The organism is Pseudomonas sp. TWP3-2 (assembly GCF_049897765.1).
GTDB lineage: Bacteria > Pseudomonadota > Gammaproteobacteria > Pseudomonadales > Pseudomonadaceae > Aquipseudomonas.
Genome location: NZ_JAFCWW010000001.1, coordinates 217,916 through 241,175 on the forward strand (window position 1 = coordinate 217,916; position 23,260 = coordinate 241,175).

Below are 23,260 nucleotides of genomic sequence, written 5' to 3' on the forward strand. Positions count from 1 at the left end.
GCGCAGCTCACCCAAACCCACGGGGGTGGGGCAGGCGGATTTATTGGTTGGGGGTTACGGTGCGGCTACGCGGAAACGACCGTTGTCCGGTGCGTTGAGAATGCGTTCGTAGATCAAACTGACCGGGACGGCCCACGCGTTGCCGGTGGCCGGGTCGATGATGACGGTGTGTGTCGACGTGCTGCTGACGATGTCCAGGCGCTGCCGATCGCGAACGGCGGACATATCGCTGCAGGCCAAATGCACCAATTTTTCAGCGGTCTGTGTGAGCGCGTCATAGTCGCTGACCAGGTGCTGCACGGCGCGGTCGAACAACTGTTGATCGTCGCCCAGGTGTTCACAGTGGTGACGCTCCAAAAACACAAGCGCTGCTGCTTTGAGCACGTCCTGATATTCCTGTACTGCCGGCAACTGAGTCATTTGGATTTCCCCGCTTTCGACGCGTGCAGTTGGATGACCGCCAGAACCTCGGCGTGCCTGGCTGCCAGATGCAGCGTGTCAGCGTGAAGGATTGCTTCAGCCTCGGCTTCGTTGATGGTCCCGTCTTTCAATGCCTCGGCAATGAGGTGGTCGACGGTGCCCTTCTTGGCGGCAGCCTGGACACATCGGGCGTACATCTCGACGTTGTCCAATGAATCGGGCTCAGCTACAGGAACGAACATGCCGCTGTACATGGCCGTGATGTACTCCGGCAAAAAGGTCGTTCCGGCCTCGAGCTCGAGCTGATAAATCTGCGCGTCGGTCAACGGGCGGCTGTTGTTGTTCTCGTAGGCGTGGTTATCGAACTTCTTGAGTGACAGACCGATACGCGCCGCTGCGCATTCGCGTCCGCCTGGGTACGCGCAGATAATTGCGCTGACTACCTGACGTCGAGTCTTTAGAACTGAGCTTTTCATCTTCTGCTTTTCCCTGTGGCCCAGTGCCATTACTGTTCGATCACGCCGTCTTTGATGCCGAGTAATACGGCGGCGCGATGTGCCTCCCCACGGCGACCTTTTTTACGACCGTTCAAAAGGTCGCTGACCAAATTGTTATTCAGCGAGTGAATGCGACAAAACTCCGCAATGCTCATTCCTTTGCGATCCAGAGACTCACGGGCTTGCTCGGTTGTTAGGGGGGCGGGCATAGTGTTGGCTCGTGTGCGTTTGTGTGGGTTCGTGTTCGTACAGCGCCGATTATGACCAGTTTATTTGTCCTGTAAAGGGGCTAGAGTTTGAAAAATTTGTCACCGGTAGGGCTCTCGGAGTTGAGCGCTGGCGATTGCTTGCGCGAAGAACGGGTCCGATTGGGCCTTAAACAAGAAGAAATGGCCCAGATTGGGGGAGTAACCCGAAACACCCAGGGCAGCTATGAGCGCGATGAGCGTCGCCCGGATACTGGCTATCTGAAGGCCTTGCACGCTGTGGGTCTTGATGTCCTCTACGTCGTCACCGGAGCCCGGACGCCTGAGCGTGCTGGTGCCTTGAGTGACGATGAAGAAGTTCTGATTAAGCGCTATCGCAGCATTCCTCTCGACGACCAAAAATCTGTGCGTCGATTCCTGCAGGCGATCGCCGACGACGTAGCAAAGAGTTCGAATTAACTTGTAACAAAACATGTATGTCATTCGTCGCCCTCATAGTTTCAAAGCCATTTATCGTCCCGATAACGTCGATTCAGCAATGCACTTATATGGAGTAGTGAGCATGTTGGATCGCGCAAAAATCGAGAATGGCCATGCCCAAGCTGTTGAGTTTGAGTGGCACGCACTTTCGAAAATTGAACGTAGCCTGATCGGGCTTTACCGTCAGTTGAATGAGCAGGACCGAAAGCAACTGCGGCGCCTAACTGAGGCACTTGTAACCGTCCCGGATGAGGCGGAAGCCAGTTGATTTCCGATCGCTGATAGCTCAGTAGATGTATCTGATCGCCGACATCCTTGATTCGGCGGTTTGCGTCTCACGCCACCGCCTGCGAACCCAGTTGCTCGAACAGCTCCCGCTGTTTCGCCCTGGGCATGTCCCGCAAATGATCGAACAACATCCTTTCGAATGACTGAGCCGACGGGCTCAACGTGTGCGAAAACGTCAAGTTCGCCACCCATGTGTGGCCGCACTTTGCGTCCAGGCACTGGCAGTACAACTTCGCAAACTCCGTGGAAAGCTTCTCTCTCGAAGCGATCCGCCCTCTGTGTCCGCATTTGCATTCAACTCGCATTGTGTCCCTCCCCAGGGCAGCCAATCGCCACTATATTGCCACAATATATAGTGGCAATCTCTTGATCAGGCACCAGATGCAGGTGAATCAACTACTTCTGGTTGTTTCTTCCAGGTGAATCGCCTGTCTTCGCGCAACGTGTCGTTGAGCTGGTTGAACAACTGACAGATCGGTCGAATCTCGTTGCTGGTGTACACGCGATCGATCTTCTCGATGTCGCCGAAGCCACCGCTGTTTTCCGGGATGATGCCCGCCAGTGCCGGATTCATCCGCCAAGCCGCGATCACGTCGTTACGGGTGATGTTCTTGACCTTCTCCAGCTCGTCTTTGGCTTGGAAGTCGCCGACCGGGATAATTTGAATCGCCTTCTCGGTGCCGCCCGGGATGTTTACGAACATCGAGCGGAAGTTGCCCACGCCCTTGCTCGCGCTGATCTGATCGCGCAGGGACTCTTCGTCCTCCTCGGTCAGGTTCGGGTCGTTCGTGTAGAAGATGTAACCGGCATGCGCGCCGTTGCTGTAGTAGCGCCGACGAAAGAGGGTGGCGGCTTCGTTGAGCAACAGCGCCTGCATGCCGCCCAGGTAGTCGGGCACGCCGTAGACGTTCTGTTCCACGTCGTACTCCTTAACGTGTTCAACTTCATCCTCTTCGAACTCCATCTGCTTGCCGTCCGGCAACAGCATCACAAACCCGCCACCAACCCTTACCCGCATGTTGATCGTGGGCAGGTGCTCCATCTGCAGCACCTGGCCGAAAGCGTTGCGATTGCGCAGGAAATACGCCTCGCCGAACACCATAAAATCCAGCCCAGCGCAGCGCATGGTCTGGACCGAGCAGCCCTCCGACGGAATGAACTCACGCAGCAGCAGGTTGCGTTTGAACCCGGGAATGGCGCCGTGATGAGCGTTGGCGCGCAGCAGCTTGGCCAGGCCTTGGCGGGACACCGGCGGCGTGTAGGTCTTTCCGTCGTGGCTGGCGAACACGCCCAAGTAATGGCCGATGTTCTCGGTCAGGACCTGCTCCGGTGCACCGAATGAAAACGCCCGCATCGGACCTGGTGCTGGTTTTTGCGGCTGGTTTTTTACTGGTTTGCCCATTGGTGCTTGATCCGCTGAGTGTGTAGCGGCTGCGCCGCTGCTTGTTGGTGTTGAGGGGTTCATGGGCCAGGGCATGCATGATTGCCCAGGCAATGTCGGCGTGGCCGGACGCGTCGGTACGGGATGCGCTGTACGTCACTTGCCCGCCGCCGGTGGTGCCGCGCTTGATCGTTAGGAACGCCTGAGCGATGTCATTCCAGCCGGCGTCCCACTCGATGCGGCTGCCCTGAATCGTGTCCTGCGCCTTGAGCACCAGAGTGTTTTTGGTTTCGAGGCTGTAGTGAATCGAGGTCGCTCGCGGATAGAAGTCGCGCACCAGGTCGAACACGCCGTAGCCGATGCCGGTGGTATCGATACCGATGTGTTGCACGTTGAAGCGCTCCGTGAGTTTCTTGACCTGCTCGGCTTGGTACTTGAACGACTGCCCACGCCAGCTGTGTTTTTCCAGAATCCGAAACTTGGCGCCGTCCTCGAGCGGCGGGGCGATGACCACACAGCTTGCATCGTCGCGGGTGCGGCTCGGGTCGTATCCAATCCACACGGGGCTGTTGCCGAAGGGGCGAGGGTCGTCGGGGTCGTAGTCGGCCCACAGCGACAGATCGGAATAGCAGCGCTCCAGGTCGACCAGGGAAAATGCGCTCTGCGTGCTGTCGATGAACTTGCACATGAACAGCTGCTGAAATTTGTCTTCGTCGTACTCCAGCTGCAGCTGCTCGAGGTCGAACAGATCACAGCCGCCGGCGATCGCGTCTAGGATGGTGATGACCTTGCGCCATTGCCCGTCCGGACACAGCGAGCCAGCTGCGGCTTGTGCTTCGCTGGGCCACGGATCCTTGGCGTTCTTGCGTTTGCTGTTACGGAATTTCTCGCCGGTCCAGAACGGGTAGGCCTGGTGCGACACGGCGCTGGGCGTGGAAAAGTAGGTCTTACGCCACTTCTTGTGGGTGGCCATTGCACTGGCGACCGTGTTCAGTTTTTCGAAGTCGCGGATCCAGAAATATTCGTCGACGTAGACGTGGCCATGGTGACCTTGGGCGGTGCTGCTGTTGGTGCTGAGAAAGCGCAGCTCGGCCCACGGCTTGCCGTCCTTGCTCAACACAATCGGGTTGCCGGTCAGTTCCAGGCCGAACCACTCTTGAGCAAACGACACAATGTAGCTGCGGAAAATCTCGGACTGGGCGCGACTGGCCGACAGGAAAATCTGGTTGTCACCAGTGAGCACAGCGTCCATGAACGCTTCGCCGGCGAAGTAGTAGGTCAGACCCACCTGGCGGCTTTTGAGGATGTTCCGGATCCGGCTCGTCAGCGGGTTCTGTTTGGCGGCAAACAGCTCCTTTTGGTAGCCGTACATTTTGCTGATGAACTTGTCGAGAAAGTCGACTTCCGTCAGCTCGCCCACTTCGTTTTTGGCTTTCTTCTCGCGCTTCTTCCCGCCTTTTTCGCCGCGATCGCTTTTGTCCCGGCGGTCGTTGCGCTGGCTGTCTCGACGTTGGCCGTCGTCTGCCGGCGGATCGCCGATCGGCGCTATCGCCGGTTTCGCCGATTGCTTCAACAGCCGTTCACGGACGGTGGTCAACCGGTCGAGCTCGTTCAATTCGTCCTTGGACAGGCTTCCGACCTTGTCCAGGAGCAGGGTGATGCGTCGGCCTACAGCGGTCAGCGGCTCCTCGTCCGACAGCATGTCTTCCCAGCCGCCTTGGCGGATCCAGTAATAGACGATCCGGATATTGGGCAGGTTGAGTTGCGCCTGAATTTCCTTGGCCTTACAGCGGCGCAGAAACAGGCGTTTGGCGGCTTCTTTAACTTCGGTCGAGTAGTACATGGGCCGCAGTCTATGCGGCGAAAACAGCGAAAACGCGGGGTTAAATTCCGGGTTTCACCTAGATCGCGGATATAGGAGAAGCGCGCAATTGAACCGTTTGTTAGAGAGCGTTTTGCTCCATATCTTGGCGGCTCAAATCACCGATTGAGCGCAGTTAACGCCCATGCCCCGTTCCCTTGTTTCGTTCTGGAAACGTGTCGCCACCAGCGGCCCGACCGTAGATGGCCGCGAGATCCTTCCCCAGGAACTGCGCGATATCGCTGAGACCTACAAGCCTTCTTTGTACACCGCCGTTATTTGGTGTGACCACGAACGCTGGCCAGGTTCGCATGGCACTGTCTTCGCGGTGCGCTTGGTGGAAGAAGGCGACGATCTGGCCCCGGGGCAGATCGCGCTCGAGGCCCAACTGAAGCCGAACAACAAATTGCTGTGGCTTAACGACCAGGGCGAAAAGCTGTTCACCAGCATCGAGATCACTCCCAACTTCGCAAACACCGGCAAGGCTTATCTGACTGGCTTGGGTGTGACCGACGAACCGGCCAGCCTGGGCACTCAGGAACTCTACTTTTCAAACAAGACAAGCAAGGCCGCGTATTTCGCCGCCTCTCATGAGCTTGGCCCTCTCCGCGACGATCAGCCTCAAGGCGAATTGACCAAGCTTCTGGGCATGTTCACCGGGCTGTTCAAGCGCTTCGGTATCGAAGAAACCCCAGCAGACCCGCAAACCCCCACCGAGAGCAAACCCCCAATGGATGAAGCTACAGCCAAGGCCGTCAAAGCCCTGATCGAGCAATTGATGATTGTGGCCGCAGGCCTGCAAGTATTGATTGAGCCTATTGTCACCGAAGACGAGCCGGACCAGGCACCGATCGATGACGTGCAAACGGCGGTCGATGCAATCGTCACCACGGCCGAGGAAGAGAAGAACCTCAGCCGCCAACAGTCCGGCAACAAAGCCGTACTGGCTAGCCTGGCGCAACTGCAAAAGCAATTCGCTACGTTGTCGAACACCCCTCAAGGTCGCCAGCTGCCGCGCTCCACCGGCCCCGCCGGCACCAAAGCGCGAGTGCTGTGATATGAGCCAGAAATCCCTGTCCAACCGTGCTCTGTTGCAATACTCCGCACTGTGTTTGGCGATCGGCGAAACCTATGGCGTCGACGTGACTCGCCAGTTCAACGTCGAGCCGAGCATCGCCCAGGAACTGAACGACAAGATCACCGAGCGCGCCGATTTCCTCGAGCGCATCAACGTCGTGCCTGTCACTGAGATCAAGGGCGAAAAGGTCATGTTCGGCGTGAACGGTCCGGTGACCAGCCGCACCAACACCAAGACGACTGATCGCGAAGCCAAGGATGTTTCCGACCTGACTGGCGAGGGTTATGAGCTGTTCGCCACCGAGTCGGACGTTGGTTTGCCTTTCGCCAAAATCGACAGCTGGGCGAAGTTTCCGGACTTCGCAGATCGCTACTCGGCGGCAGTGCAGAAACAGATCGCCCTCGATCGCATCATGATTGGCTGGCACGGTACTCATGCTGCAGCGCAGACCAATCTGGCCACCTACCCGATGCTGCAGGACGTGAACAAAGGCTGGCTGCAATTGGCGCGTGAGCAGATTCCTGAACAGGTGCTGCACGAAGGCGCAGCCGTCGGGAAAATCACCCTCGGCGCCGGCGGCGATTACGAAAACCTCGACGCCCTGGTGCACGACACCAAGCAGATGATCAGCTCCGTGTTCCGCGATGGCGGTGACCTGGTGGCGATCGTTGGCAGCGACCTGTTGGCAGCCGACAAGGCCAAGCTGTATTCCAGCCAGGCGGGCAAGCCAACTGAGAAAGAGCGCATCGAAAGTGCCCAGGTCATCGCGACCTACGGTGGTCTGCCGACCTTCACCGTACCGCACTTCCCGGTCAACGCCGTGGTCGTCACCAGCTGGGACAACCTCTCGATTTACTTCCAGGACAGCAGCTGGCGCCGTCACCTGCTCGAGAACCCGAAACGCTCGCGCGTCGAGGATTACAACGGCCGCAACGAAGGCTACGTGATCGAGCAGCTGGAGAAATTCGCGGCCGCTGAAAACGTGGTGTTGATCTGATGAGCCTGGCACTGGCGCACAAGCGCCGCGTTCAAGCCGAAGGCCCAGCCGCTGCTGTACGCGCCGGTGCCGAAGCGGTGGCGTATTCCGCCGCCACCGCGCTTTCCAGCCCAGCGAACGCGAAGAAACACTTGAAGCTGATGGAAGACGCGTTGGAGCAGGACCTCGAACGCATCAGCGCGATCAACAGCCGCGAACTGCGTCAGCAGCTTAAGCGTGACGAGCTGCTACCCAAGTACCTGGACTATGTGCAGCGCTATCGCGATTCCGGATTGAGCTTCCCGAACGCGGTGATGATGCAGGTCCTGGTCTGGCTGTTTGACACCGTGCAGTTCGAAGCGGGCCTGGACCTGGCGAACTTCGCCATGGAACAAGACCAACCGCTGCCTGAGCGCTTCAAGCGCGACGTGCCGACCTTTGTCGCCGATGCGGTGATCGAGTGGGCTGAAGCCGAGCAGAAGGCCGGTCGCAGCCCGGAACCGTACCTGTCCGACCTGTTGCCTCGAGTAGATGGCGAATGGGAGCTCACCGAGCAAATTCCGGCCAAGTACCACAAGTTGATTGGCATCAGAGCAATGGCCGCCAAGGACTGGGCGAAAGCCATCACCCACTTTGAACGCGCCACTGAATTGCACCCCGCCGCCGGTGTGGGCACGCGCCTGGAAGGCGCTCGCAAAGCGCTGGCAAAAGACCTGGCTAACAACGCCACCGAATAACCGACTACCCCCCCGGCGAGAAACTGTGGATGTGAGCCAACCATTTATGGCCATGACTCACTGAAACAGTTTTCCCGCCCCTATTTGAGTGGCCAGCAATGAGCAGCTTTTCCGGGAAACCCACGACCTTTGTGGAACAGGCGATCGAGAACGACGGCTTTTGGCCGAACCTCTCCGTGACCGAGTTCCAGAAGAGTTACCGCCTGCCGGCGGAGTACCTGGTGGACATGCTGGTCACTGATTTGACCACCGCGCTGGTCGAGGTCAATCGAGACCTGGCCAAGCGCAAAAGCGAATGGCAGAACGTAGGCGTCACCACCGTGGAATCTGCGGACCCTATGGTGCTGCCGGAGCGCACATTTCACACAGCGACGTACAAACGCGCCGTGTACTGCCGCGCCAAGGCCAGTTTGCTTACTCAGTTTGCCACCGTGACCCGCCGCGACAGCGCGGAGAACACCGGCATAGACCTGCCCGAGCGTGGCGAAACATTCTTGGAGTTCAGTCAGCAAGCCGTCCGATCGCTGCAGGGCCGTGGGCGCATCACGGCGGTGCTGCTGTGATCAAGCTGCAGGCTTTGACGGCCTACCTCATTGATCGCCGCTTGGTGGCCCCCGAAAAGCTCGACAGCTGGACCGACCAGGTCCAGGTCGAACTGGTCTGGAAGCCCGACACCCAGGGCATGCACATGGGTGACATGAACTACAGCGCGACAATCACGATCGAGAGTTTCGCGGATCACCCGGCGCGCCTGTTTGCGCTGGTGGGCAGTTGGCTGGAAACCCACGACCAGGACCGTGACGGCCTGCCCAATGTGGTGTTCGACGTGGTCATGCTCGACAACGACCTGGCCGACGTCGACATCAAACTTCAGTTCACCGAAGCCCAGTACCTGGCCGAGGATCTGGAAGGCGAGATCGAGGCCTTCGGTAAGACCTGGGCATTCGTGCCATTCGAACTGTGGGTCGCGGAAACCGGTGAGGTGAACGGCCATGGCCTTTGATCTGGACATTCGCGGCATGCTTGCCGCTCAGGATCTGCTGGCTCTGATGGAGTTGCCGACGCCCAAGCGCAAGCGCCTGCTGAACAACGTGGCCAAGCGCGTGCGCAGCCTGAGCCGCCAGCGCATCCGCAACCAGCAGAACCTGGACGGCACACCCTTTGAGGCCCGTAAGGACACGTCCAAGGGCAAGAAAAAGATGGAAGCGGGCCTGGGCAAGCTGCTCGATGTCACACGCCTGACCGGAAACGAAGCCGAATTGGGCTGGCGTAACACCCTGACCCGCTGGGTTGCCTCGCAGCAACACAACGGCGTGTCCGAACGGCGCACCGCCGCGCAGATGCGTGAGTGGAACAAGGTCCCTCCTGGCACCGCAGCCACTGAAAAGCAGGCCAAAAGGCTGCGTCAGTTGGGCTTCAAAACCCGCCAGACCGGCAAAAAGACCCTGACACGTCCATCCGTGGCGTGGATTCAGCAACACCTGAACTACGCCCGGGCGGGATTGTTGATCCGCGTCCTGGACGACCAACGAGCCGAATCCGCCGGCGCGCAAAGCTGGGACATCCGGCTGCCTGCACGTCAGTTCCTCGGTGCCAGCGACAGTGAAACCAGCCAACTGGTGAATCTGGTGCTGCAACAAATCCTTAATTCACCCCGCTAACGAGGCACCGCTTTATGGCACTCGGCAAAGTCAGCGTTAACAATCTCAACCTCGGCCAGGGTGCCGTGACCGAGATCGAACGCTATTTCCTGTTCATCGGTCCCGCCGCCAAGAACGTCGGCAAGCTGATCCCCCTGGATACCCAGAGCGATCTGGATATCCAGCTAGGCGTTCCGGACAGCGACCTGAAAACCCAAATCCTGGCTGCGCGTAGCAACGGCGGCGATCGCTGGGCCTGCGTGGCCGCTCCGATCGCTGATGACATCACCTGGCAACAGGCTCTGGAGAGCGCGACCCGCACGTATTCCTTCGAAGCGGTGGTGATCGTCAAGCCGTCGACCGCCCAGGCCGAGCTGTCAGCTATGCACGTTGCGGCCACTGACCTGAGCAACAAGCTGGGCCGCCGCATCTTTGTGATGGCTGCCACTGCCGGCATTGCCCCGCAGTTGACCTGGAGCGCCTACGTCGTCGAGCAGAAAGCCATTGTCGACGGCCTGGCTGCGCCTCGGGTCCTGCCGGTACCGCAACTGCACGGCAACAACCTCGGTGTTCTGGCCGGTCGTCTGGCCAACGCTTCCGTGAGCGTGGCTGATACGCCGATGCGCGTAGCGACTGGCGCAGTAGTGGGCTTGGGCGCCGAGCCAAAGGATCTGGACGGCGTAGCCCTGACTTCAGCCGTGCTGACACAACTGGACGCGGCGCGCCTGTCAGTGCCACAGACCTACCCGGACTATCCGGGCACCTACTGGGGTGACGGCAATCTGCTGGACGCGCCAGGCAGTGACTTCCAGGTGATCGAAAACCTTCGTGTCGTGGACAAGGCTGCGCGCCGCGTGCGGATCCTGCTGATTCGCTATGTGGGCGATCGGAGCCTGAACAGTTCGGCCAACAGCATGGCGACCACCACATCCAAGCTCATGGCCCCTCTGCGTGCAATGGCCAAGTCCACCAAGTTCGCCGGCCAGGTGTTTCCAGGCGAGATCGAGCAGCCAAAGGACGGCGACATCGTGCTGACCTGGACGAGCAAAACCTCTGTCGTGGCCTACCTCAAGCTGCGCCCCCTCAACTGCCCGAAAGACCTGACCGCAAACATCGCGCTCGATCTTTCCGTAACGGATTCGGAGTAACCCATGACCGCAAAAATTGGCGGTAAGAACTTCGACGTGAATCTGGGCGATCTGCTCGTTCACGTCGAGGCCGGCACCCTGGATATCACCGACAACAGCACCGTGGCCCAGACCAAGGGCGTGCCCAACGGCCACGTTGATGGCGATGTCGCTGCAGCGGGCGAACTGGAGCTGGACACCACCAACTTCAATCTGCTGGTGGAGCAGGCGAAGACATCCGGCAGTTTCCGTGAGCTGGAACCGTTCGACATCGTGTTTTTCGCCAAGGCCGGCGAAGAGGAACTGCGCATCGAGGCGTTCGGTTGCAAGGTGCGCGTCTCCAGCCTGCTGAGTATCGATCCCAAGGGCGGCGCGAAGAACACCCACAAAGTGCCTTTCGACGTCACCAGTCCGGACTTCATCAAGATCAACGGCGTGCCGTACCTGGCTGCTGCTGAAATCGAAGGCCTGACGTAATGGTCTGCCCGTTCGATCGTGCGCAGGCTCTGGAGCAGCGACAACGCGACCAAGCCATTGCGGCCCAGTTGGCCAAATCGCGAGCGAGCGGGCCAAGCCTCACCCATTGCGAGGATTGCGATAAGGAGATCCCACCAGCGCGCCAGGTGCTGGGCGGAATGACCCGTTGCGTGCCTTGCCAAACCGTGACCGAAAAAGGACTTCGCTGATGAGCACGAATCAGGCTGCTCAGGACACCGCCATTGCCCTGGTAAAGGCGTCGCCTGCCATCGGCGTCGCCGCCACGGGTGTGACAGGTGCTGTCGACTGGTCGGCAGTGGCCTACATGCTGACCGCTTTTTACATGGTGCTGCAGATCCTGCTGCTGGTACCCAAGTACCGCCAGATGCTGCGTGACTGGAAGGCCAAGGAATGAGCCTGCGCAACAAGATATTCGCCGGCGTTTTGGTGCTCGGCAGCGGCACGTTGACCGCGTTTCTGGGCGACTGGGAAGGCAACGGCCAGAACGTGGTGTATGCCGACAAACTGGCCGGTGGATTGCCTACTGTCTGCAAAGGCATCACCCGCCATACCAGCCCGGATCCGGTCGTGGTTGGTGATTACTGGTCCGCTGCTCGATGCGACCAGGTGGAACAACTGGTGATCCAGAAAGGGCAACTGCAGCTGGCTGATTGCATCACCAATCAGCAAGTGGGCCAGAACACCTTCGACGCGCTGAGTAGCCATGCGCACAACGTCGGCGTGCCGAGCACCTGCGCAAGTCGGGCCGTCGGCCTGATCAACGCCGGCCGCATTGCGGACGGGTGCCAGGCCCTGGCATGGGCGGCAGATGGCAAAACTCCCGTCTGGGCCTTTGTCACTAATGCGCAGGGCAAAAAGGTACTGGTCCGTGGCCTGCATGCGCGGCGGTTGGCCGAAGCGGATCTGTGCAGGACGGGCTTGTGATGCTGCGTGACGCGTTGTTTGTCCTGGTGCTGTGCCTGGCGGGCTGGATTGGTTTTGGCCTGCTGGAGGATCAGCGTGACACCGCCCGTCGCGAGCGTGATAGCGCTCAGTCCGAAGCAGCAGGCCTGCGCGAAGCGGCCCGCCTCAGTGGCGAGATGCTCGCCGAGCGAGATGCGATCGATCAACGAAACACCACGGAATTGAGCCATGCACTTACTGAAAACGAACGCCTGCGCCGTGCTGTTGGCGATGGCTCTGGCCGGCTGTGGATCCGTGCCACCTGTCCCGCCTCTGAATCTGTGTCCGCTACCGCCGCCACCGCCCGTGTGGCTGATGCAGGACGCGCCGAACTCGCAGCAGACGCTCGACCTGATTATTTCACCCTCCGAGATCAGCTCGCCTTAAGCCGGCAAATGATCCTCGGCCTGCAGGACTACATCCGCCAGGTCGTGCAACGCACGCCGGCACAACCCTGACCCTTTGCAACTCAACTTTACGGAAATACAGACATGAGCGAAGTAAACCGCGACATCACCCTGGAACGTGGCGACAACGAATTCACGTTCTCCCTGACCCCTCAGGTCATCACCAAGTACTTCAATGCGACCACCCAGGCCAACAAGGTCGCCCCGGCCCATAACCTGCTGATGGGCACGGTGAAGGATGAAGACAAGGCTGCACTGAAAGTGCTGCTGGAAAACCCGATCACCACCATGACCCTCGTTGGTGCGTTGCTGGAAGAGTACTCGCCGGACGTTCAAGTGATCGTAAAAAAGCCCTCGACCACGCCGCAGGACTGACCGACGACGGTCTGGGCCAACTGTTGGTCCTGACCCAACGCTGGCTGCCTGGCGCTGAACCCACCATCGAGAGCATGGGGACCGCCAAGTGGCTCGAAGACGAACACTGGAGACGCATGGAAATTGCCGTCGCCAACGGCATTTCTACTGCCTTTAACGGATAACCCTGATGGCCGACCGATCCGCCCGCCTGGCTTTCATCCTCAATCTGACCGACAAGATCAGCGCCCCCTTGGGCAAGGTGAAAACCAGCTTTAGCGACCTTGCCGCCCAGAGTCAGCAGAACATCATTCAGATGGGTGCAGGCCTGGCCGGCATGGTGGGTGCAGGTGTGGCCATCACCGAATCTTTGGAACCGGCGCTGGAAGTCAATCGGGCGCTGGGTGACATGCGCGCCCTCGGGACTGCCGAGGACGCACTGGCGTCCCTGAACCGGACCGCCCTGGAATTCTCGATCGACTACGCGGCCAGCGCCGCCGAATTTGTGGCCTCGTCACGCGTCATCGATGGGGCCATCAAGGGCCTGGTCGGCGGTCAGTTGGCCGCCATCACCAGTTCCAGCAACCTACTGGCCAAGGTCACGAAGGCCGACGCGGAAACCACCGGCGCGTACCTGGGCACCATGTACAACTTGTTCAAGACCGAAGCCGACAAGATGGGCAAAGTCGAATGGGTCGAGCAGTTGACCGGGCAAACGGCACTTGCGGTGAAGCTGTTTCGCACTGACGGGGCCCAGCTCAAGGACGCGTTCAAGGAAGTAGGCGCGATTGCCACTCAGGCCGGTGTGAGCGTGGCCGAGCAGATGGCCGTGATCGGTACGCTGTCCAGCACCATGGAAGGCGGCGACGCCGGCGGGCGCTACAAGGCGTTCTTCGAAAATATGGGCGCAGCCGCTGAGAAAACCGGCCTCACGTTCACCGATGCCGCTGGCAACGCGCTGCCGATGATCCAGATCCTGGACAAGCTGACCAGCAAATATGGCGACCTGACCACCGCCGCTGCCGGCACCAAGCTGACGGAAGCGTTCGGCGGTGAAGGTGCCCAAGTGATCGGCGCGCTGGCCAAGGACACCGACCGGCTGCGCAACGGTATCAGCGAGCTGGGCCAAGTGCGAGGTCTGGAGAACGCCGAAAAGATGGCCAAGGAAATGGTCGACCCTTGGCAGCAGTTTGGCAAAGCCGTCGAAGCCCTGCGCATTGCGTTCGGCCAATCGCTGATTCCTACCTTGACCCCGTTGATGGATCGTCTGGTGGGTATTGCCAGAACCTTGACCCGCTGGACGCAGCTGTTCCCGAACATAACGCGGATCATCGGCATCACGACGCTGATCGTCTTTGGCTTCATCGCGGCCATGTCGTTGCTGACCCTTGTTGTCGGGGTCAGCAAGATGGTCTGGCTGGGCATGCTCACGGTCTGGAAGCTGCTCAACTGGCAGGGCTTCAAGTCCATTGCAATGTTCCTGTTCCATACCGTTCTGGTCGCGGCCTTCGCTGCCGGTCTGGTGGTGCTCTACACCTGGATGGGCCTCGTTCGGGTCGGCATGTTGCTGTGGCAGGGCGCGATCTGGCTGGTCAACGCCGCAATGCTGGCCAACCCGGTGCTGCTGATCGTGGCCGGTATCGTTTTGTTGGTCGCTGCCGTGGTCGCGGCTGTCGTGTACTGGGACGAGCTTTGCGCGGCGCTGATGAACACCGCTGCGTTTCAGTGGATCAGCGAACAGCTGACCGCCCTGTCTGACTGGTTCGGTTCTATGGGCGGCTGGTCCGGCATGGCCAAGGCTGCGTGGGACGGCATCGTCAACATCTTTAAACAGGCCATCAATGGCTTGATTGAAATGCTGAACAAGATTCCCGGTGTGCAGATCGACGCGGCTTTTGGCGACATGCCGGTGGCGCCGGAATTGCCCTCTATCACGGCTCCGCTGGTCGACGCGCCGCTGCTGCCGCAATTGATGAGTCCGCCCCAGCCGCCGATCCAGGCGCCGCCACTGGTGATGGCTGCAGCACCGAAGGCATCGGCACCGGTCACGCCGATGCTGAACGCCATGGCGCCCCAGGCGCAGCTGCCCCAACCCAACGTGTTGCCCTTCAAGCCGTTGCAGATGCCTGCCCCTCAGATCAACCAGGCCGAGCCGATCATGCTGCCGCCGGCATCCGCTGATCTGGCGTTTTCAATGCAGCCCAAAAGCGTACTGCCGGCGCGCGTCGAGAAGGTCATCGAGCTGCCCGCCAAGTCGGACAAAGGCATCGAAGCCCGCAAGGCGATCAACGCCAATACGTCGATCAGCCCCACCAAACCCGAGGCCGTCCCGAAAGGAGGACTGATGCAAAGCTTCCAGAACCAGAGCAACGCCATGAACCCCAACCAGCGCCCCGGCACCCACGTCGAGACATTGAATATCAATACCTCCAAGCCTATGACCCCGCTGGAGCTGGAAAACATGATGGCCATGGCGGTGGGCGGCTGATGAGCGAGTACGTGGATCTGTTGATCATGAATAACGACCTGGTACTTGACCCAGCCCGCCAGCCGCTCCTGGTGAATGACCGCGCCTCGATCGCCCAGGACATCGCGCATCTGATCCGGGAAAGCGGTTTGCTGATCACGTTGGTGGCCGAGCGTGACCGGCTACGTCAACGCGACTGCATTCAGCAAATGGAGCTGCTGGTGGAAGCGGACGAACGTCTGGTACCGGGCACTGCGCAGATCGTTCAGAGCAGTCCCGGCGTGTACCTGGTCACTGCCACCACCGTGAAATTCGGCCTGCTGGAGATCACCCTGTGACCGTCGATTTCAAAAAGGCACTCAGTGATTCCGGCGTGCCAACCACTGAGGCGCAGCTCAAGCATGCCTGGGAAAAGCTGGCCGTCGAGCAAGGCAGCACGCTGAGCAACACCAGCGCTTACAGCCCGTTCTGGCGGATCATCACGGCTCTGGTCACCAAACCGGTGTTGTGGCTGCTGGAGTTCGTCAGCGGCACCGTGCTGCCGAACTTCTTCGTCAAAACTGCCGGCAAACAGTGGCTGGACATGCTGGCCTGGGCGGTGAACATCGAGCGCAAGGCGGCTACGGTGGCGATCGGAGAACTTCTGTTTACCCGGGCGAATACCGGTGGCGAACTGGAAGTCCCGATTGACACGGTCGTCCAGTCACCGACCCTCAACGGTCATATCTATCAGTTGGTCACAACCGAACCGCGCAGCTTTGAAGAGGGCCAGAGCCAGTTGGTGGTGCCGGTCAAGGCCGTGGGCGCCGGCAGCGGCTACAACCTGGCTCCGGGTTATTACGCCGTGCTGCCCCAGTCAGTTCCCGGCATCGTCCAGGTGGTGAACAACACCGACTGGCTGCAGACGCCCGGTGCTGATTCCGAGCATGACGACCAGTTGCGCCTGCGCGTGCGCAACCAGTTTTCAGCGGTGAACCAGTGGCATACCGATGCGGTGTACCGGGCGATCATTACCGGCTTTCCGGGGGTTGCTGCGGACGGCGTGTACTTTGAACACGGCGCGCCGCGTGGGCCTGGCAGTGCCAATGCCTTCGTGTTGTTCGACGCCGGCGTGCCCGCCGCGACGTTTCTGGAGCAGATCAACACGCATATCCGTGACGGCGGTAACCACGGCCACGGCGATGATCTGCTGGCGATGGCCATGCCCGAGACGTTGCACGCGATCAGCCTAATGGTCTGGCCGGTCGCCAACCTGACCGCGCTGCAGTTGCAGACGCTCGAGGCCGAGATCGGGCTGTTCATCCGCGCCGCTTTCCGCGAAAGCACGCAGAGCGACTATGCCCCGACCCGCACGTTTCCTCAGTCGCGCTTCAGTTTCAGCCGGCTGACCGAAGAGTTGCACGCCCAGTTTCCGAATATCAGCTCGTTGCGGTTCGCCAATAGCGACATTGTGTCGGCCTTGGACATTCCTCGGATCAGCACCTTGGCGGTGGTCCTGCAATGATCAAGCTCAAACTTCCGTTCTGGCTCGAAGGGCTGGAGCTGACCAAGCTGGTGGCCACTGCCCAGCTCTGGTGGGAACAGGCCGCCGAGTGGCTGCGCTGGCCCTACCTGCAGTTCGACGCTGACACCTGCCACCTGTCCATCCTGGAACTGTGGGCCTGGCAGCGCGACGTCACACGCTTCAACGGCGAGCCTGAGAGCTTGTTTCGCCTGCGGGTGAAACACGCCTTTATCAACTCGGTGGACGCCGGCAGCACTGCCGGCCTGAAACGCATCCTGGTGCGTCTGGGTGTTGGATACATCGAGGTCAGCGAACGCATGCCCGGTCGGGACTGGGACATCGTGCTGTTGACCCTCAGCGACTCCCAGCTTTCTGAAAACCCTGACCTGTTGCGCGTGCTGATCCGTCAGTACGGCCGCACCTGCAGGCGTTACGACTTCGTCACCATCACTCCAGTGCAACTGCATGTCGCCCTGGCCGATTTCAATGATGACCAGCAAACGCTGGTTGCCAGCCTGTAGGAGTATTCATGGCTGCAAGTATCACACTGGCCGGCGAAAGCCTGATTGCCCAAAAACAGGCTGCCAGCCAAACGCTGACGATCGCCAACTTTGTGTTGGCCAACGTTCCCGGATTGAACCCGAGCGGGCCGGTGAACCGCTCTGCCGGCAAGCCACCGGCGGCTCAGGTCGTGTACACCTGGCCGGTCACCCAAAGTGGTTTCGTCAACCCGAATCAGGTCGTTTACAGCCTGATGATGGGCACCGACGTCGGCGATTTCGACTGGAACTGGATCGGCCTTGAGAGCAGTGAAGGCGTGCTGTTGTCGGTCGCTTATGTGCCGGTCCAGCAGAAGCGCAAAAACATCCTGCCCGAGCAGGTCGGCAACAACGTGACCCGCAACTTCCTGGTGGTGTTCGACGGAGCGCAACAACTGACGGGCATCAAGGTCGATGCCAGCACCTGGCAGCACGACTTCACCGCACGCCTGAAAGGTATCGACGAACGCCAGCGCCGCAGTAACCGCGACGTGTTTGGACGCGCCTGTTTTTTCGGCAGCGGCCTGGCACTGGAAAAGGTCGGCAGTGCGTACCAGCTCAAACCCGGGATTGCCTACGTCGAGGGCATTCGCCTGGAGCGCATGACCGCGCAACCGGTGGCGGTGCCGTCCGTGCCGAACAAGGCGTGGTTCGACGTGGTGCTGCAGCGTGAGCTGAGTGATGTGGTCGGCACCTTCCAGGTGGTGTTCGGTGCCGGCAAAGAGGACTACACCGACAGTGCCGGCGCACGTCACTACCTGGTGCCGCTGGCGGATCTGCCGACCTCGACTGCAATCACGGATCTGCGCCCGGTGGAGCCGATCGCCGGCGAGCTGATCAAGCACTGGGCCGCTCAGAACGGCGACTACCCGAACCTGCGCGCCCGGGCGACCACTAAAGCAGACGTAAAACTCGACCAAATCCCCAACGCGATCAGTGACGACCCGGCCAGCAACAGCAGCACCGTGCTGGCCACGACCAAAATGGTCACCGCCGTGCGTGGTCTGCTGTGGAATGCCATCGACGCAATTGTCCAGGGCACGTCGATTGCGGGGAAAGCGGCGCGGCTGGCGACTGCGAGAACCTTCAGAATTAAAGGTGCGGCGACCGGCAGCGCCACTTTTGACGGCTCTGCCGACGCGGATATCACGCTTACTCTGGCAGACAGCGGCGCCGCTGCAGGCACCTACACAAAAGTCAGCATCAACCCAAAAGGCATTGTCACTGGCGGCGACAACCCGACGACGCTCGCCGGCTATGGCATCACCGACGGTTACACGAAACAAGCCGCAAACGCCGCGTTCGTGAAGCAAGGTGGCGGGGTCAATCAGCTCACCAACAGCGTTTTCCTCGGTTGGTCAAATCGAGGGCTGCTCGCCACCGTGGACACTACGGATCTTGGCCTTCTCTGGTACGAAGGCAACTTCAACCCGGGCAGCAAAGCGAACTGGTCATCTAGCCTTGCGGGATACGGCATTACCGACGCCTTCACGAAAGTCGAAGCAAACGGTGCGTTTGTCAAACAAGGCGGGGCGCCCAACCAAGGAAGCAATCGGATAAACATCGGCTGGTCTGGTACCGCCGTAAGGGTGGCGGTTGATGGCAGTGACCTCGGCGTAATCTGGACGCAGAGCAACTTTGACCCAAACAGCAAAGCCAACAAGGCCAGCACCATTGCCGGCTATGGCATCTCCGACTGTTACAGCGTCAATCAGGTGAACACGTTCCTGGACGCTCGCGTGCAGGGCGATTCGTTGACGTTTGCCGGTTTTGCCAGTGACAACCCCGAGTACCCCTATTTCCGGCGTAGGACTGACGGCGGGATTCACTACCTGCAACGCCGACTGGGTTTCACCCCTATTCAACAGGGCGGCGGGTACAACCAAGGCGCCAACCAAGTGAAGGTCGGTTGGTCGAACACCGGCGGCGGGTTACGGGCGCAGGTCGATAGCACCGACTTAGGTGTGCTGTGGAGCGAAACCACGTTCTATCGCCCTGATTCCAACAACTTTTTGGCTGTGCAATTGACCGGCACCTCTGTCCAGCTTCCGGCTGGCGGCACCTGGTGCTATTCGTTGATGCACTACTACGCAGCCGGTCAAGGTGTTGTGGGTAAGAGTGGACAGGCCGCCGGCGGCACCGTGATTTCCTTCACCGGCGGCGCAACAATTTATGGTTTCGCGTGGAGATACGCACCTTGAACGAACAAGCAGAAGCGCCAACAGCAGCCATTCCTGAGCATGAAGACGATTCATTGGTTAAGGAACCATCTGCTTTGCTTGCGTCGTTCAGTGAGGTGGCCGTTAAAAAAGACGGCTCTTACGTTGTGACCGTGTCGGGTAATCGTTGCCACGTCACCGCTGATTACAACGTGCCGCTTTTCGATGCGATCGGCGAGTACTTGCGCGACGGCGGAGATTTTCTCGAATACGCAGAAGACATCGTGGTCGAGTCAGACCCGGCGGTTTTGGCAAGGCTGTGGATCGATACCAAGTTGAAGGCATCCGAGAACGTCGTTTCGGAATACCGAGATGCCCGCGACCTCGGTGAACCCCTGCCAATCACATCGGAACAGTTCGCCGATCTGCTGCAGTGGCGCCGAGCCGTGCGTGAGTGGCCGCAGGTTGCGGGCTATCCATTGGAATCGACCCGGCCTGATATGCCGGTCTGGATTGGCGCGGTGCTCTCTGATGAATAACTGGGCGCCGATCAAACTGCGCTGGCCAGCGCAAGCCACGCAGTGGATGGATCAGATGGGCGCGGCCCGGGATCTGATCCAGGGCGAAATGCTCAGCACAGGAGAACGTGTCTCAAAGTTGGCCGACATCGCGACCACCAGCCCGGGGCCGATCGGCGGCGCCGCACAAGCGGCGATCAGCGCTGGCCGTACCGCGTTGGCCAATCAGTTCGAGAATGTGCCGGCGTGCATCGTCGTGACGCCATTCCAGCACGGGGTTGGCCAGGGCAGCGGCGGACACCAGCGTTTTCTGTCGGCGCCGAACCTGCTGCAGCTGCTGGCTGACAAGCTGACCGACACCACCGACGCCGTCCGCCCTCAAGGTCAGCAAAGCGCCTTGGTATTGATCTTCCTCGCCACGCGTCTGGATCAGCTTGCGGCCACGTTGGGTCGGTTCAACGCTGTACTGCCGATGCCGGACCTGGTTCGCGCCGAACGTCGGGCTGAACACCTGGCTAGGCTTGAGGTGGAAAAGTGGATCATGCCGATCGCGGGACAAATGCCACTCTGGAGCCAGTTGCCGTTGCAACGCTGCCCGATCACCAAGCTGGCCAGCCAATCCATGGCGGGCCAGCTGGCGATGCTCGAAGGCTATGCCGCCGACAGCTCACCGATGGCCGACCTTGCGAACCTGCAGGCTCGAAAAAAAGCGCAGGCTCAGAAGCGCGATCAGCAGTTGGCCGATCTCAAGGCCCAGTTCACCAATAGTGCAGACGACGTATCGATACAGTCCCGGATGTTGGGACCGGGTGACGCTGGCCAGCTACGCCGCGAGCTGCTCGAGGGCGAAACGCCGGGGCATGAATGGCCGCTGTGTGCCGGCGCACTGCTGGTCGGATCGGCAGAAAGCCTGAGTTTTGTCCGGGAGCTGGTGGGCCTATGACATTGCTACTCAATGGCGAGCAGATTATCGGTCATCGCATGAAGCTGACGGCCAACCTCAAGATCGAGGCCGACGATATGGGCGGCCAGACGTCGGGGACCGATAAGTCGCACAAGGGGTTTAAGCCCAAGACGCTGACCGTAGCGCTGACGATCCCGTACAAGGCGCTCGACAACCTGCGCACCATCATGCGTTTGGCTGAGGCGACTGCAGGCGGTGGCCAACTCCAGACCTACCGGATCGTCAACGACACGGCCAAGGCCTTTGGCATCCGGCAGGTGACTTTCTCTGATGGGGTCAGCGCCCGGGAAGATGACACTCTGGCTCAGTGGATCGTCCAGTTCACCTTGAGCGAAAAGCTGTCCAATCCGGAGAAGGTCGAGAACCGCCGCGCTGGCAATGGGGTGACGACGCAGTCAGCGCCTGGCGATGGCGTGGCAGGAAGCGGATCGGCGGGATCAACGGGATCAACGGGATCAACGGGATCAACGGGATCAACGGGGTCGCCCGAAGAGTTGAGCGGCTTTGAAGCGGTGCTCAAGAAAGTGGACACCTACCTGGGCGGCACGTCATGAGCATGAAGCTGCACAAGGTGCTGACCATCGGCGGCGAGAACATGCCGCTGATCGATGACGATGTCCGTCTCGATCTCAAGAGTCCGGGCCGCGCCACATTCACGATCAAGGCGGGTGTGACCGTCAAAGGTTTGGTCACGTTCGATATCGGCTACAACGAAGCGATGCTACAGCGTCATTTCATCGGCTACGTCGAGCGTTGCACCGCCACCAACGGCATCAAGCAAGTGGTGCTGTGTCGCGAGTTAGCCGCGGTGCTGGCCAACCCGCTGCCCATGAACCTGCGTCATGTGGATCTGCGCGCCGTGCTGGCCGACATCAGCAGCAAGACCGGCCTGCGCTTTCGGGTTCCGGATCAGGCCTATACCCGCGTCAAGACGCCATTTTTCTACAACCTTGCCGCTGGTTACCAGGCGCTGGACAGCATGGCCCGGGTGTTCGGCATCAAGGATTTTATCTGGCAGCAACAGGGTGACGGCGAGATCTACGTTGGCGCCTGGGCTGACAGTTTCTTCGGCGCTCGATCGCCGCTACAACTGCCAGTCAACCTTTTCGATGGTTACCAGGGCAGCCAGAGCGCAATGATCGCCGCCTTGCCAGGTCTGCGACCGGGCGTATCAATCAACCAGGGCGAGCGGATCACGAACGTGACGTTGGCCGGCACACAGATGGCCATCAAATGGACGACGCAATAAAGCGCAGCGTAGAACGCCAATTCCCCGAACTCACCGGCGGTTACCACTTGCCGCGCTTCGCCAAGGTGGTGGCCGTGGCCGACGCACCGGCGAATGCTGGGCTGTGTGACGACTTCCGACCGCGCTTCTCAGTTGACCTGCAGGTGATGGGGCCGGACGGCGAGATCGATACGACGCTCCCGGTATTGTCTGGCGTTCCGCTCCCCATGCCGGTGGGTGGGGACGAAATGGGGTTCTTTGCGTTTCCGGAGGAGGGCACCAGCGTTGTTGTGTGTTTCGCTTATGGCCTGCCGCACAAGCCCTACATCCAGACCATCTTGCCGCACGGATTGACGTTGCCGAAGGTGCCGAAAGGTGACCAGGTGTGGCAGCACAGTGACGCCGTGCAACAACGCGTCGACGCGGCCGGCAATTGGTTGCGTAAGACTGACGGCAAGATCCAGGACCAGGCGATCGAGCGCGAAGTGGAAGCAATGGACAACACCGAGCGCTTCCAGACTCACACCAGAACGGTGGACGACCATTCATCCGAGTCAGTGGGTGGCGTCAAGAAAATCGAGGCACTGGGTGCGCTCAAGCTGCTGTCGGGTGGATCGGCAAGCCTAGCGGCCGTTGACGACCTGCATCAGGCGACTGGCCGGGATTTGAATCTGGTGGTGGGGCAGAAGCACAACGCCACGGTGGGTGGCGATCTGCAGGAGAAGATTCAAGGATTGCGCAGAAGCGTGGCTGGAATCAGCCAGCATATGCAGGCACCCAAGACTTGGTTAGGGTCGCAATCGGTGAACGTGCTCCAGGTGCTGTGCGATCTGATCGATCTGGTGGATCAAATGAACATTCAGGTCGCCAGTCACGTTCACGCGTCGAGTCCACCGCCGAACAATGCAGCAGCATTCACAGCAGGATCCGCCAGCGCCAAACAGCAAGCTTTGAAACTGAAACCCATCACCCTTTGATTGTTCAAATGA

Annotated in this window: 32 protein-coding genes; 26 read left to right on the plus strand and 6 right to left on the minus strand. The window is 60.0% G+C overall.

All coding sequences use genetic code 11. The features are described from left to right. Nucleotides 1–54: 54 nt before the first annotated feature. From ACP7EE_RS00945 to ACP7EE_RS00955, 3 genes are read right to left on the minus strand one after another with little or no spacing between them, the layout of a single operon-like run. The gene (locus ACP7EE_RS00945) at nt 55–420 is read right to left on the minus strand and encodes a hypothetical protein (protein ID WP_426232891.1); all 366 of its coding nucleotides are present in this window, start codon (nt 418–420) and stop codon (nt 55–57) included. Continuing rightward, on the minus strand, nt 417–896 hold the full coding sequence (locus ACP7EE_RS00950; protein WP_426233412.1) for a YmfL family putative regulatory protein: 480 nt from the start codon (nt 894–896) through the stop codon (nt 417–419). Before ACP7EE_RS00950 ends, ACP7EE_RS00945 begins: the two co-directional genes overlap by 4 nt. Before the next feature lie 29 nt (nt 897–925). Continuing rightward, nucleotides 926–1,126 (minus strand): DNA-binding protein, encoded by a 201-nt coding sequence (locus ACP7EE_RS00955; protein WP_426232893.1) that lies wholly within the window; start codon nt 1,124–1,126, stop codon nt 926–928. A gap of 87 nt (nt 1,127–1,213) precedes the next feature. On the opposite strand from ACP7EE_RS00955, the gene ACP7EE_RS00960 reads away from it, so the two are divergent. Together ACP7EE_RS00960 and ACP7EE_RS00965 are read left to right on the plus strand one after the other, a co-directional pair. Continuing rightward, nucleotides 1,214–1,582 (plus strand): helix-turn-helix domain-containing protein, encoded by a 369-nt coding sequence (locus ACP7EE_RS00960; protein WP_426232895.1) that lies wholly within the window; start codon nt 1,214–1,216, stop codon nt 1,580–1,582. A 103-nt stretch (nt 1,583–1,685) separates the two neighbouring features. Further along, entirely contained in the window at nt 1,686–1,871 is a 186-nt protein-coding gene (locus ACP7EE_RS00965; RefSeq protein WP_426232897.1) for a hypothetical protein, read from the plus strand. Between the two features lie 67 nt (nt 1,872–1,938). Here ACP7EE_RS00965 and ACP7EE_RS00970 read toward each other — a convergent pair whose 3' ends face one another. From ACP7EE_RS00970 to ACP7EE_RS00980, 3 genes are all read right to left on the minus strand, one after another. Next, nucleotides 1,939–2,196 carry an ogr/Delta-like zinc finger family protein gene (locus ACP7EE_RS00970; RefSeq protein WP_008084736.1) on the minus strand — a complete coding sequence of 86 codons (258 nt, stop codon included), beginning with the start codon at nt 2,194–2,196 and terminating at the stop codon, nt 1,939–1,941. A 65-nt stretch (nt 2,197–2,261) separates the two neighbouring features. After that, nucleotides 2,262–3,140: a phage portal protein gene (locus tag ACP7EE_RS00975; protein WP_426233414.1), complete on the minus strand. Its 879-nt coding sequence runs from the start codon at nt 3,138–3,140 to the stop codon at nt 2,262–2,264. Then, nucleotides 3,052–5,115 (minus strand): terminase large subunit domain-containing protein, encoded by a 2,064-nt coding sequence (locus ACP7EE_RS00980; protein ID WP_426232899.1) that lies wholly within the window; start codon nt 5,113–5,115, stop codon nt 3,052–3,054. Before ACP7EE_RS00980 ends, ACP7EE_RS00975 begins: the two co-directional genes overlap by 89 nt. A gap of 163 nt (nt 5,116–5,278) precedes the next feature. Between ACP7EE_RS00980 and ACP7EE_RS00985 the strand changes: the two genes are divergently transcribed. The 24 genes from ACP7EE_RS00985 (at nt 5,279) to ACP7EE_RS01100 (ending at nt 23,248) form a co-directional block, all read left to right on the plus strand. Next, entirely contained in the window at nt 5,279–6,190 is a 912-nt protein-coding gene (locus tag ACP7EE_RS00985; protein WP_426232901.1) for a GPO family capsid scaffolding protein, read from the plus strand. Between the two features lies 1 nt (nt 6,191). Next, nucleotides 6,192–7,208: a phage major capsid protein, P2 family gene (locus ACP7EE_RS00990; protein ID WP_426232903.1), complete on the plus strand. Its 1,017-nt coding sequence runs from the start codon at nt 6,192–6,194 to the stop codon at nt 7,206–7,208. Continuing rightward, a complete protein-coding gene (gene gpM, locus ACP7EE_RS00995) occupies nt 7,208–7,924 on the plus strand; it encodes a phage terminase small subunit (protein ID WP_426232905.1) in 717 nt (238 codons plus the stop codon). Before ACP7EE_RS00990 ends, gpM begins: the two co-directional genes overlap by 1 nt. Nucleotides 7,925–8,022: 98 nt before the next feature. Beyond that, a complete protein-coding gene (locus tag ACP7EE_RS01000) occupies nt 8,023–8,487 on the plus strand; it encodes a head completion/stabilization protein (RefSeq protein WP_426232907.1) in 465 nt (154 codons plus the stop codon). Further along, a complete protein-coding gene (locus ACP7EE_RS01005; RefSeq protein ID WP_426232909.1) occupies nt 8,484–8,927 on the plus strand; it encodes a phage tail protein in 444 nt (147 codons plus the stop codon). Before ACP7EE_RS01000 ends, ACP7EE_RS01005 begins: the two co-directional genes overlap by 4 nt. Then, nucleotides 8,917–9,585 (plus strand): phage virion morphogenesis protein, encoded by a 669-nt coding sequence (locus ACP7EE_RS01010; RefSeq protein WP_426232911.1) that lies wholly within the window; start codon nt 8,917–8,919, stop codon nt 9,583–9,585. Before ACP7EE_RS01005 ends, ACP7EE_RS01010 begins: the two co-directional genes overlap by 11 nt. Before the next feature lie 14 nt (nt 9,586–9,599). After that, nucleotides 9,600–10,712, plus strand: coding sequence for a DUF2586 domain-containing protein (locus ACP7EE_RS01015; protein WP_426232913.1), 1,113 nt, complete (start codon nt 9,600–9,602; stop codon nt 10,710–10,712). 3 nt (nt 10,713–10,715) lie between these two features. After that, a complete protein-coding gene (locus ACP7EE_RS01020) occupies nt 10,716–11,168 on the plus strand; it encodes a phage protein (protein ID WP_426232915.1) in 453 nt (150 codons plus the stop codon). Beyond that, nucleotides 11,168–11,377: a TraR/DksA family transcriptional regulator gene (locus ACP7EE_RS01025; RefSeq protein WP_426232917.1), complete on the plus strand. Its 210-nt coding sequence runs from the start codon at nt 11,168–11,170 to the stop codon at nt 11,375–11,377. The genes ACP7EE_RS01020 and ACP7EE_RS01025 overlap by 1 nt, the downstream gene beginning before the upstream one ends. Beyond that, nucleotides 11,377–11,583 carry a hypothetical protein gene (locus tag ACP7EE_RS01030; RefSeq protein WP_426232919.1) on the plus strand — a complete coding sequence of 69 codons (207 nt, stop codon included), beginning with the start codon at nt 11,377–11,379 and terminating at the stop codon, nt 11,581–11,583. Before ACP7EE_RS01025 ends, ACP7EE_RS01030 begins: the two co-directional genes overlap by 1 nt. After that, nucleotides 11,580–12,113, plus strand: a complete 534-nt coding sequence (locus tag ACP7EE_RS01035) for a lysozyme (RefSeq protein WP_426232921.1) — start codon at nt 11,580–11,582, stop codon at nt 12,111–12,113. The genes ACP7EE_RS01030 and ACP7EE_RS01035 overlap by 4 nt, the downstream gene beginning before the upstream one ends. Further along, on the plus strand, nt 12,113–12,589 hold the full coding sequence (locus tag ACP7EE_RS01040; RefSeq protein ID WP_426232923.1) for a lysis system i-spanin subunit Rz: 477 nt from the start codon (nt 12,113–12,115) through the stop codon (nt 12,587–12,589). The genes ACP7EE_RS01035 and ACP7EE_RS01040 overlap by 1 nt, the downstream gene beginning before the upstream one ends. Nucleotides 12,590–12,622: 33 nt before the next feature. Then, the gene (locus ACP7EE_RS01045; RefSeq protein ID WP_426232925.1) at nt 12,623–12,913 is read left to right on the plus strand and encodes a putative phage tail assembly chaperone; all 291 of its coding nucleotides are present in this window, start codon (nt 12,623–12,625) and stop codon (nt 12,911–12,913) included. Nucleotides 12,914–12,933: 20 nt separating this feature from the next. Further along, entirely contained in the window at nt 12,934–13,077 is a 144-nt protein-coding gene (locus tag ACP7EE_RS01050; protein ID WP_162888887.1) for a DUF6890 family protein, read from the plus strand. A 5-nt stretch (nt 13,078–13,082) separates the two neighbouring features. Further along, a complete protein-coding gene (locus ACP7EE_RS01055) occupies nt 13,083–15,380 on the plus strand; it encodes a phage tail tape measure protein (RefSeq protein ID WP_426232927.1) in 2,298 nt (765 codons plus the stop codon). Continuing rightward, complete coding sequence (locus tag ACP7EE_RS01060) at nt 15,380–15,697, plus strand: DUF2590 family protein (protein ID WP_426232929.1); 318 nt, start codon at nt 15,380–15,382, stop codon at nt 15,695–15,697. The genes ACP7EE_RS01055 and ACP7EE_RS01060 overlap by 1 nt, the downstream gene beginning before the upstream one ends. Next, complete coding sequence (locus ACP7EE_RS01065; protein WP_426232931.1) at nt 15,694–16,863, plus strand: baseplate J/gp47 family protein; 1,170 nt, start codon at nt 15,694–15,696, stop codon at nt 16,861–16,863. Before ACP7EE_RS01060 ends, ACP7EE_RS01065 begins: the two co-directional genes overlap by 4 nt. Further along, nucleotides 16,860–17,384 (plus strand): phage tail protein, encoded by a 525-nt coding sequence (locus tag ACP7EE_RS01070; protein ID WP_426232933.1) that lies wholly within the window; start codon nt 16,860–16,862, stop codon nt 17,382–17,384. The genes ACP7EE_RS01065 and ACP7EE_RS01070 overlap by 4 nt, the downstream gene beginning before the upstream one ends. 8 nt (nt 17,385–17,392) lie before the next feature. Next, on the plus strand, nt 17,393–19,603 hold the full coding sequence (locus ACP7EE_RS01075; protein WP_426232935.1) for a phage tail protein: 2,211 nt from the start codon (nt 17,393–17,395) through the stop codon (nt 19,601–19,603). Next, entirely contained in the window at nt 19,600–20,100 is a 501-nt protein-coding gene (locus ACP7EE_RS01080) for a hypothetical protein (RefSeq protein ID WP_426232937.1), read from the plus strand. Before ACP7EE_RS01075 ends, ACP7EE_RS01080 begins: the two co-directional genes overlap by 4 nt. Then, entirely contained in the window at nt 20,093–21,022 is a 930-nt protein-coding gene (locus ACP7EE_RS01085) for a hypothetical protein (protein WP_426232939.1), read from the plus strand. Before ACP7EE_RS01080 ends, ACP7EE_RS01085 begins: the two co-directional genes overlap by 8 nt. After that, the gene (locus tag ACP7EE_RS01090) at nt 21,019–21,597 is read left to right on the plus strand and encodes a DNA-binding protein (protein ID WP_426232941.1); all 579 of its coding nucleotides are present in this window, start codon (nt 21,019–21,021) and stop codon (nt 21,595–21,597) included. Before ACP7EE_RS01085 ends, ACP7EE_RS01090 begins: the two co-directional genes overlap by 4 nt. Continuing rightward, a complete protein-coding gene (locus ACP7EE_RS01095; RefSeq protein WP_426232943.1) occupies nt 21,594–22,292 on the plus strand; it encodes a hypothetical protein in 699 nt (232 codons plus the stop codon). The genes ACP7EE_RS01090 and ACP7EE_RS01095 overlap by 4 nt, the downstream gene beginning before the upstream one ends. Next, a complete protein-coding gene (locus ACP7EE_RS01100) occupies nt 22,277–23,248 on the plus strand; it encodes a hypothetical protein (RefSeq protein WP_426232945.1) in 972 nt (323 codons plus the stop codon). Before ACP7EE_RS01095 ends, ACP7EE_RS01100 begins: the two co-directional genes overlap by 16 nt. Nucleotides 23,249–23,260: the final 12 nt, after the last annotated feature.

Coding starts and splice junctions, on each gene's coding strand:
- ACP7EE_RS01040 (WP_426232923.1), top strand. CDS start 12,113: ATGCTGCGTGACGCGTTGTTTGTCCTGGTGCTGTGCCTGGCGGGCTGG.
- ACP7EE_RS00980 (WP_426232899.1), bottom strand. CDS start 5,115: ATGTACTACTCGACCGAAGTTAAAGAAGCCGCCAAACGCCTGTTTCTG.
- ACP7EE_RS01015 (WP_426232913.1), top strand. CDS start 9,600: ATGGCACTCGGCAAAGTCAGCGTTAACAATCTCAACCTCGGCCAGGGT.
- ACP7EE_RS01100 (WP_426232945.1), top strand. CDS start 22,277: ATGGACGACGCAATAAAGCGCAGCGTAGAACGCCAATTCCCCGAACTC.
- gpM (WP_426232905.1), top strand. CDS start 7,208: ATGAGCCTGGCACTGGCGCACAAGCGCCGCGTTCAAGCCGAAGGCCCA.
- ACP7EE_RS00990 (WP_426232903.1), top strand. CDS start 6,192: ATGAGCCAGAAATCCCTGTCCAACCGTGCTCTGTTGCAATACTCCGCA.
- ACP7EE_RS01000 (WP_426232907.1), top strand. CDS start 8,023: ATGAGCAGCTTTTCCGGGAAACCCACGACCTTTGTGGAACAGGCGATC.
- ACP7EE_RS00970 (WP_008084736.1), bottom strand. CDS start 2,196: ATGCGAGTTGAATGCAAATGCGGACACAGAGGGCGGATCGCTTCGAGA.
- ACP7EE_RS00950 (WP_426233412.1), bottom strand. CDS start 896: ATGAAAAGCTCAGTTCTAAAGACTCGACGTCAGGTAGTCAGCGCAATT.
- ACP7EE_RS00985 (WP_426232901.1), top strand. CDS start 5,279: ATGCCCCGTTCCCTTGTTTCGTTCTGGAAACGTGTCGCCACCAGCGGC.
- ACP7EE_RS00965 (WP_426232897.1), top strand. CDS start 1,686: ATGTTGGATCGCGCAAAAATCGAGAATGGCCATGCCCAAGCTGTTGAG.
- ACP7EE_RS01035 (WP_426232921.1), top strand. CDS start 11,580: ATGAGCCTGCGCAACAAGATATTCGCCGGCGTTTTGGTGCTCGGCAGC.
- ACP7EE_RS01045 (WP_426232925.1), top strand. CDS start 12,623: ATGAGCGAAGTAAACCGCGACATCACCCTGGAACGTGGCGACAACGAA.
- ACP7EE_RS01025 (WP_426232917.1), top strand. CDS start 11,168: ATGGTCTGCCCGTTCGATCGTGCGCAGGCTCTGGAGCAGCGACAACGC.
- ACP7EE_RS01090 (WP_426232941.1), top strand. CDS start 21,019: ATGACATTGCTACTCAATGGCGAGCAGATTATCGGTCATCGCATGAAG.
- ACP7EE_RS01030 (WP_426232919.1), top strand. CDS start 11,377: ATGAGCACGAATCAGGCTGCTCAGGACACCGCCATTGCCCTGGTAAAG.
- ACP7EE_RS01010 (WP_426232911.1), top strand. CDS start 8,917: ATGGCCTTTGATCTGGACATTCGCGGCATGCTTGCCGCTCAGGATCTG.
- ACP7EE_RS01060 (WP_426232929.1), top strand. CDS start 15,380: ATGAGCGAGTACGTGGATCTGTTGATCATGAATAACGACCTGGTACTT.
- ACP7EE_RS01070 (WP_426232933.1), top strand. CDS start 16,860: ATGATCAAGCTCAAACTTCCGTTCTGGCTCGAAGGGCTGGAGCTGACC.
- ACP7EE_RS01075 (WP_426232935.1), top strand. CDS start 17,393: ATGGCTGCAAGTATCACACTGGCCGGCGAAAGCCTGATTGCCCAAAAA.
- ACP7EE_RS00945 (WP_426232891.1), bottom strand. CDS start 420: ATGACTCAGTTGCCGGCAGTACAGGAATATCAGGACGTGCTCAAAGCA.
- ACP7EE_RS01020 (WP_426232915.1), top strand. CDS start 10,716: ATGACCGCAAAAATTGGCGGTAAGAACTTCGACGTGAATCTGGGCGAT.
- ACP7EE_RS01055 (WP_426232927.1), top strand. CDS start 13,083: ATGGCCGACCGATCCGCCCGCCTGGCTTTCATCCTCAATCTGACCGAC.
- ACP7EE_RS00955 (WP_426232893.1), bottom strand. CDS start 1,126: ATGCCCGCCCCCCTAACAACCGAGCAAGCCCGTGAGTCTCTGGATCGC.
- ACP7EE_RS01095 (WP_426232943.1), top strand. CDS start 21,594: ATGAGCATGAAGCTGCACAAGGTGCTGACCATCGGCGGCGAGAACATG.
- ACP7EE_RS01085 (WP_426232939.1), top strand. CDS start 20,093: ATGAATAACTGGGCGCCGATCAAACTGCGCTGGCCAGCGCAAGCCACG.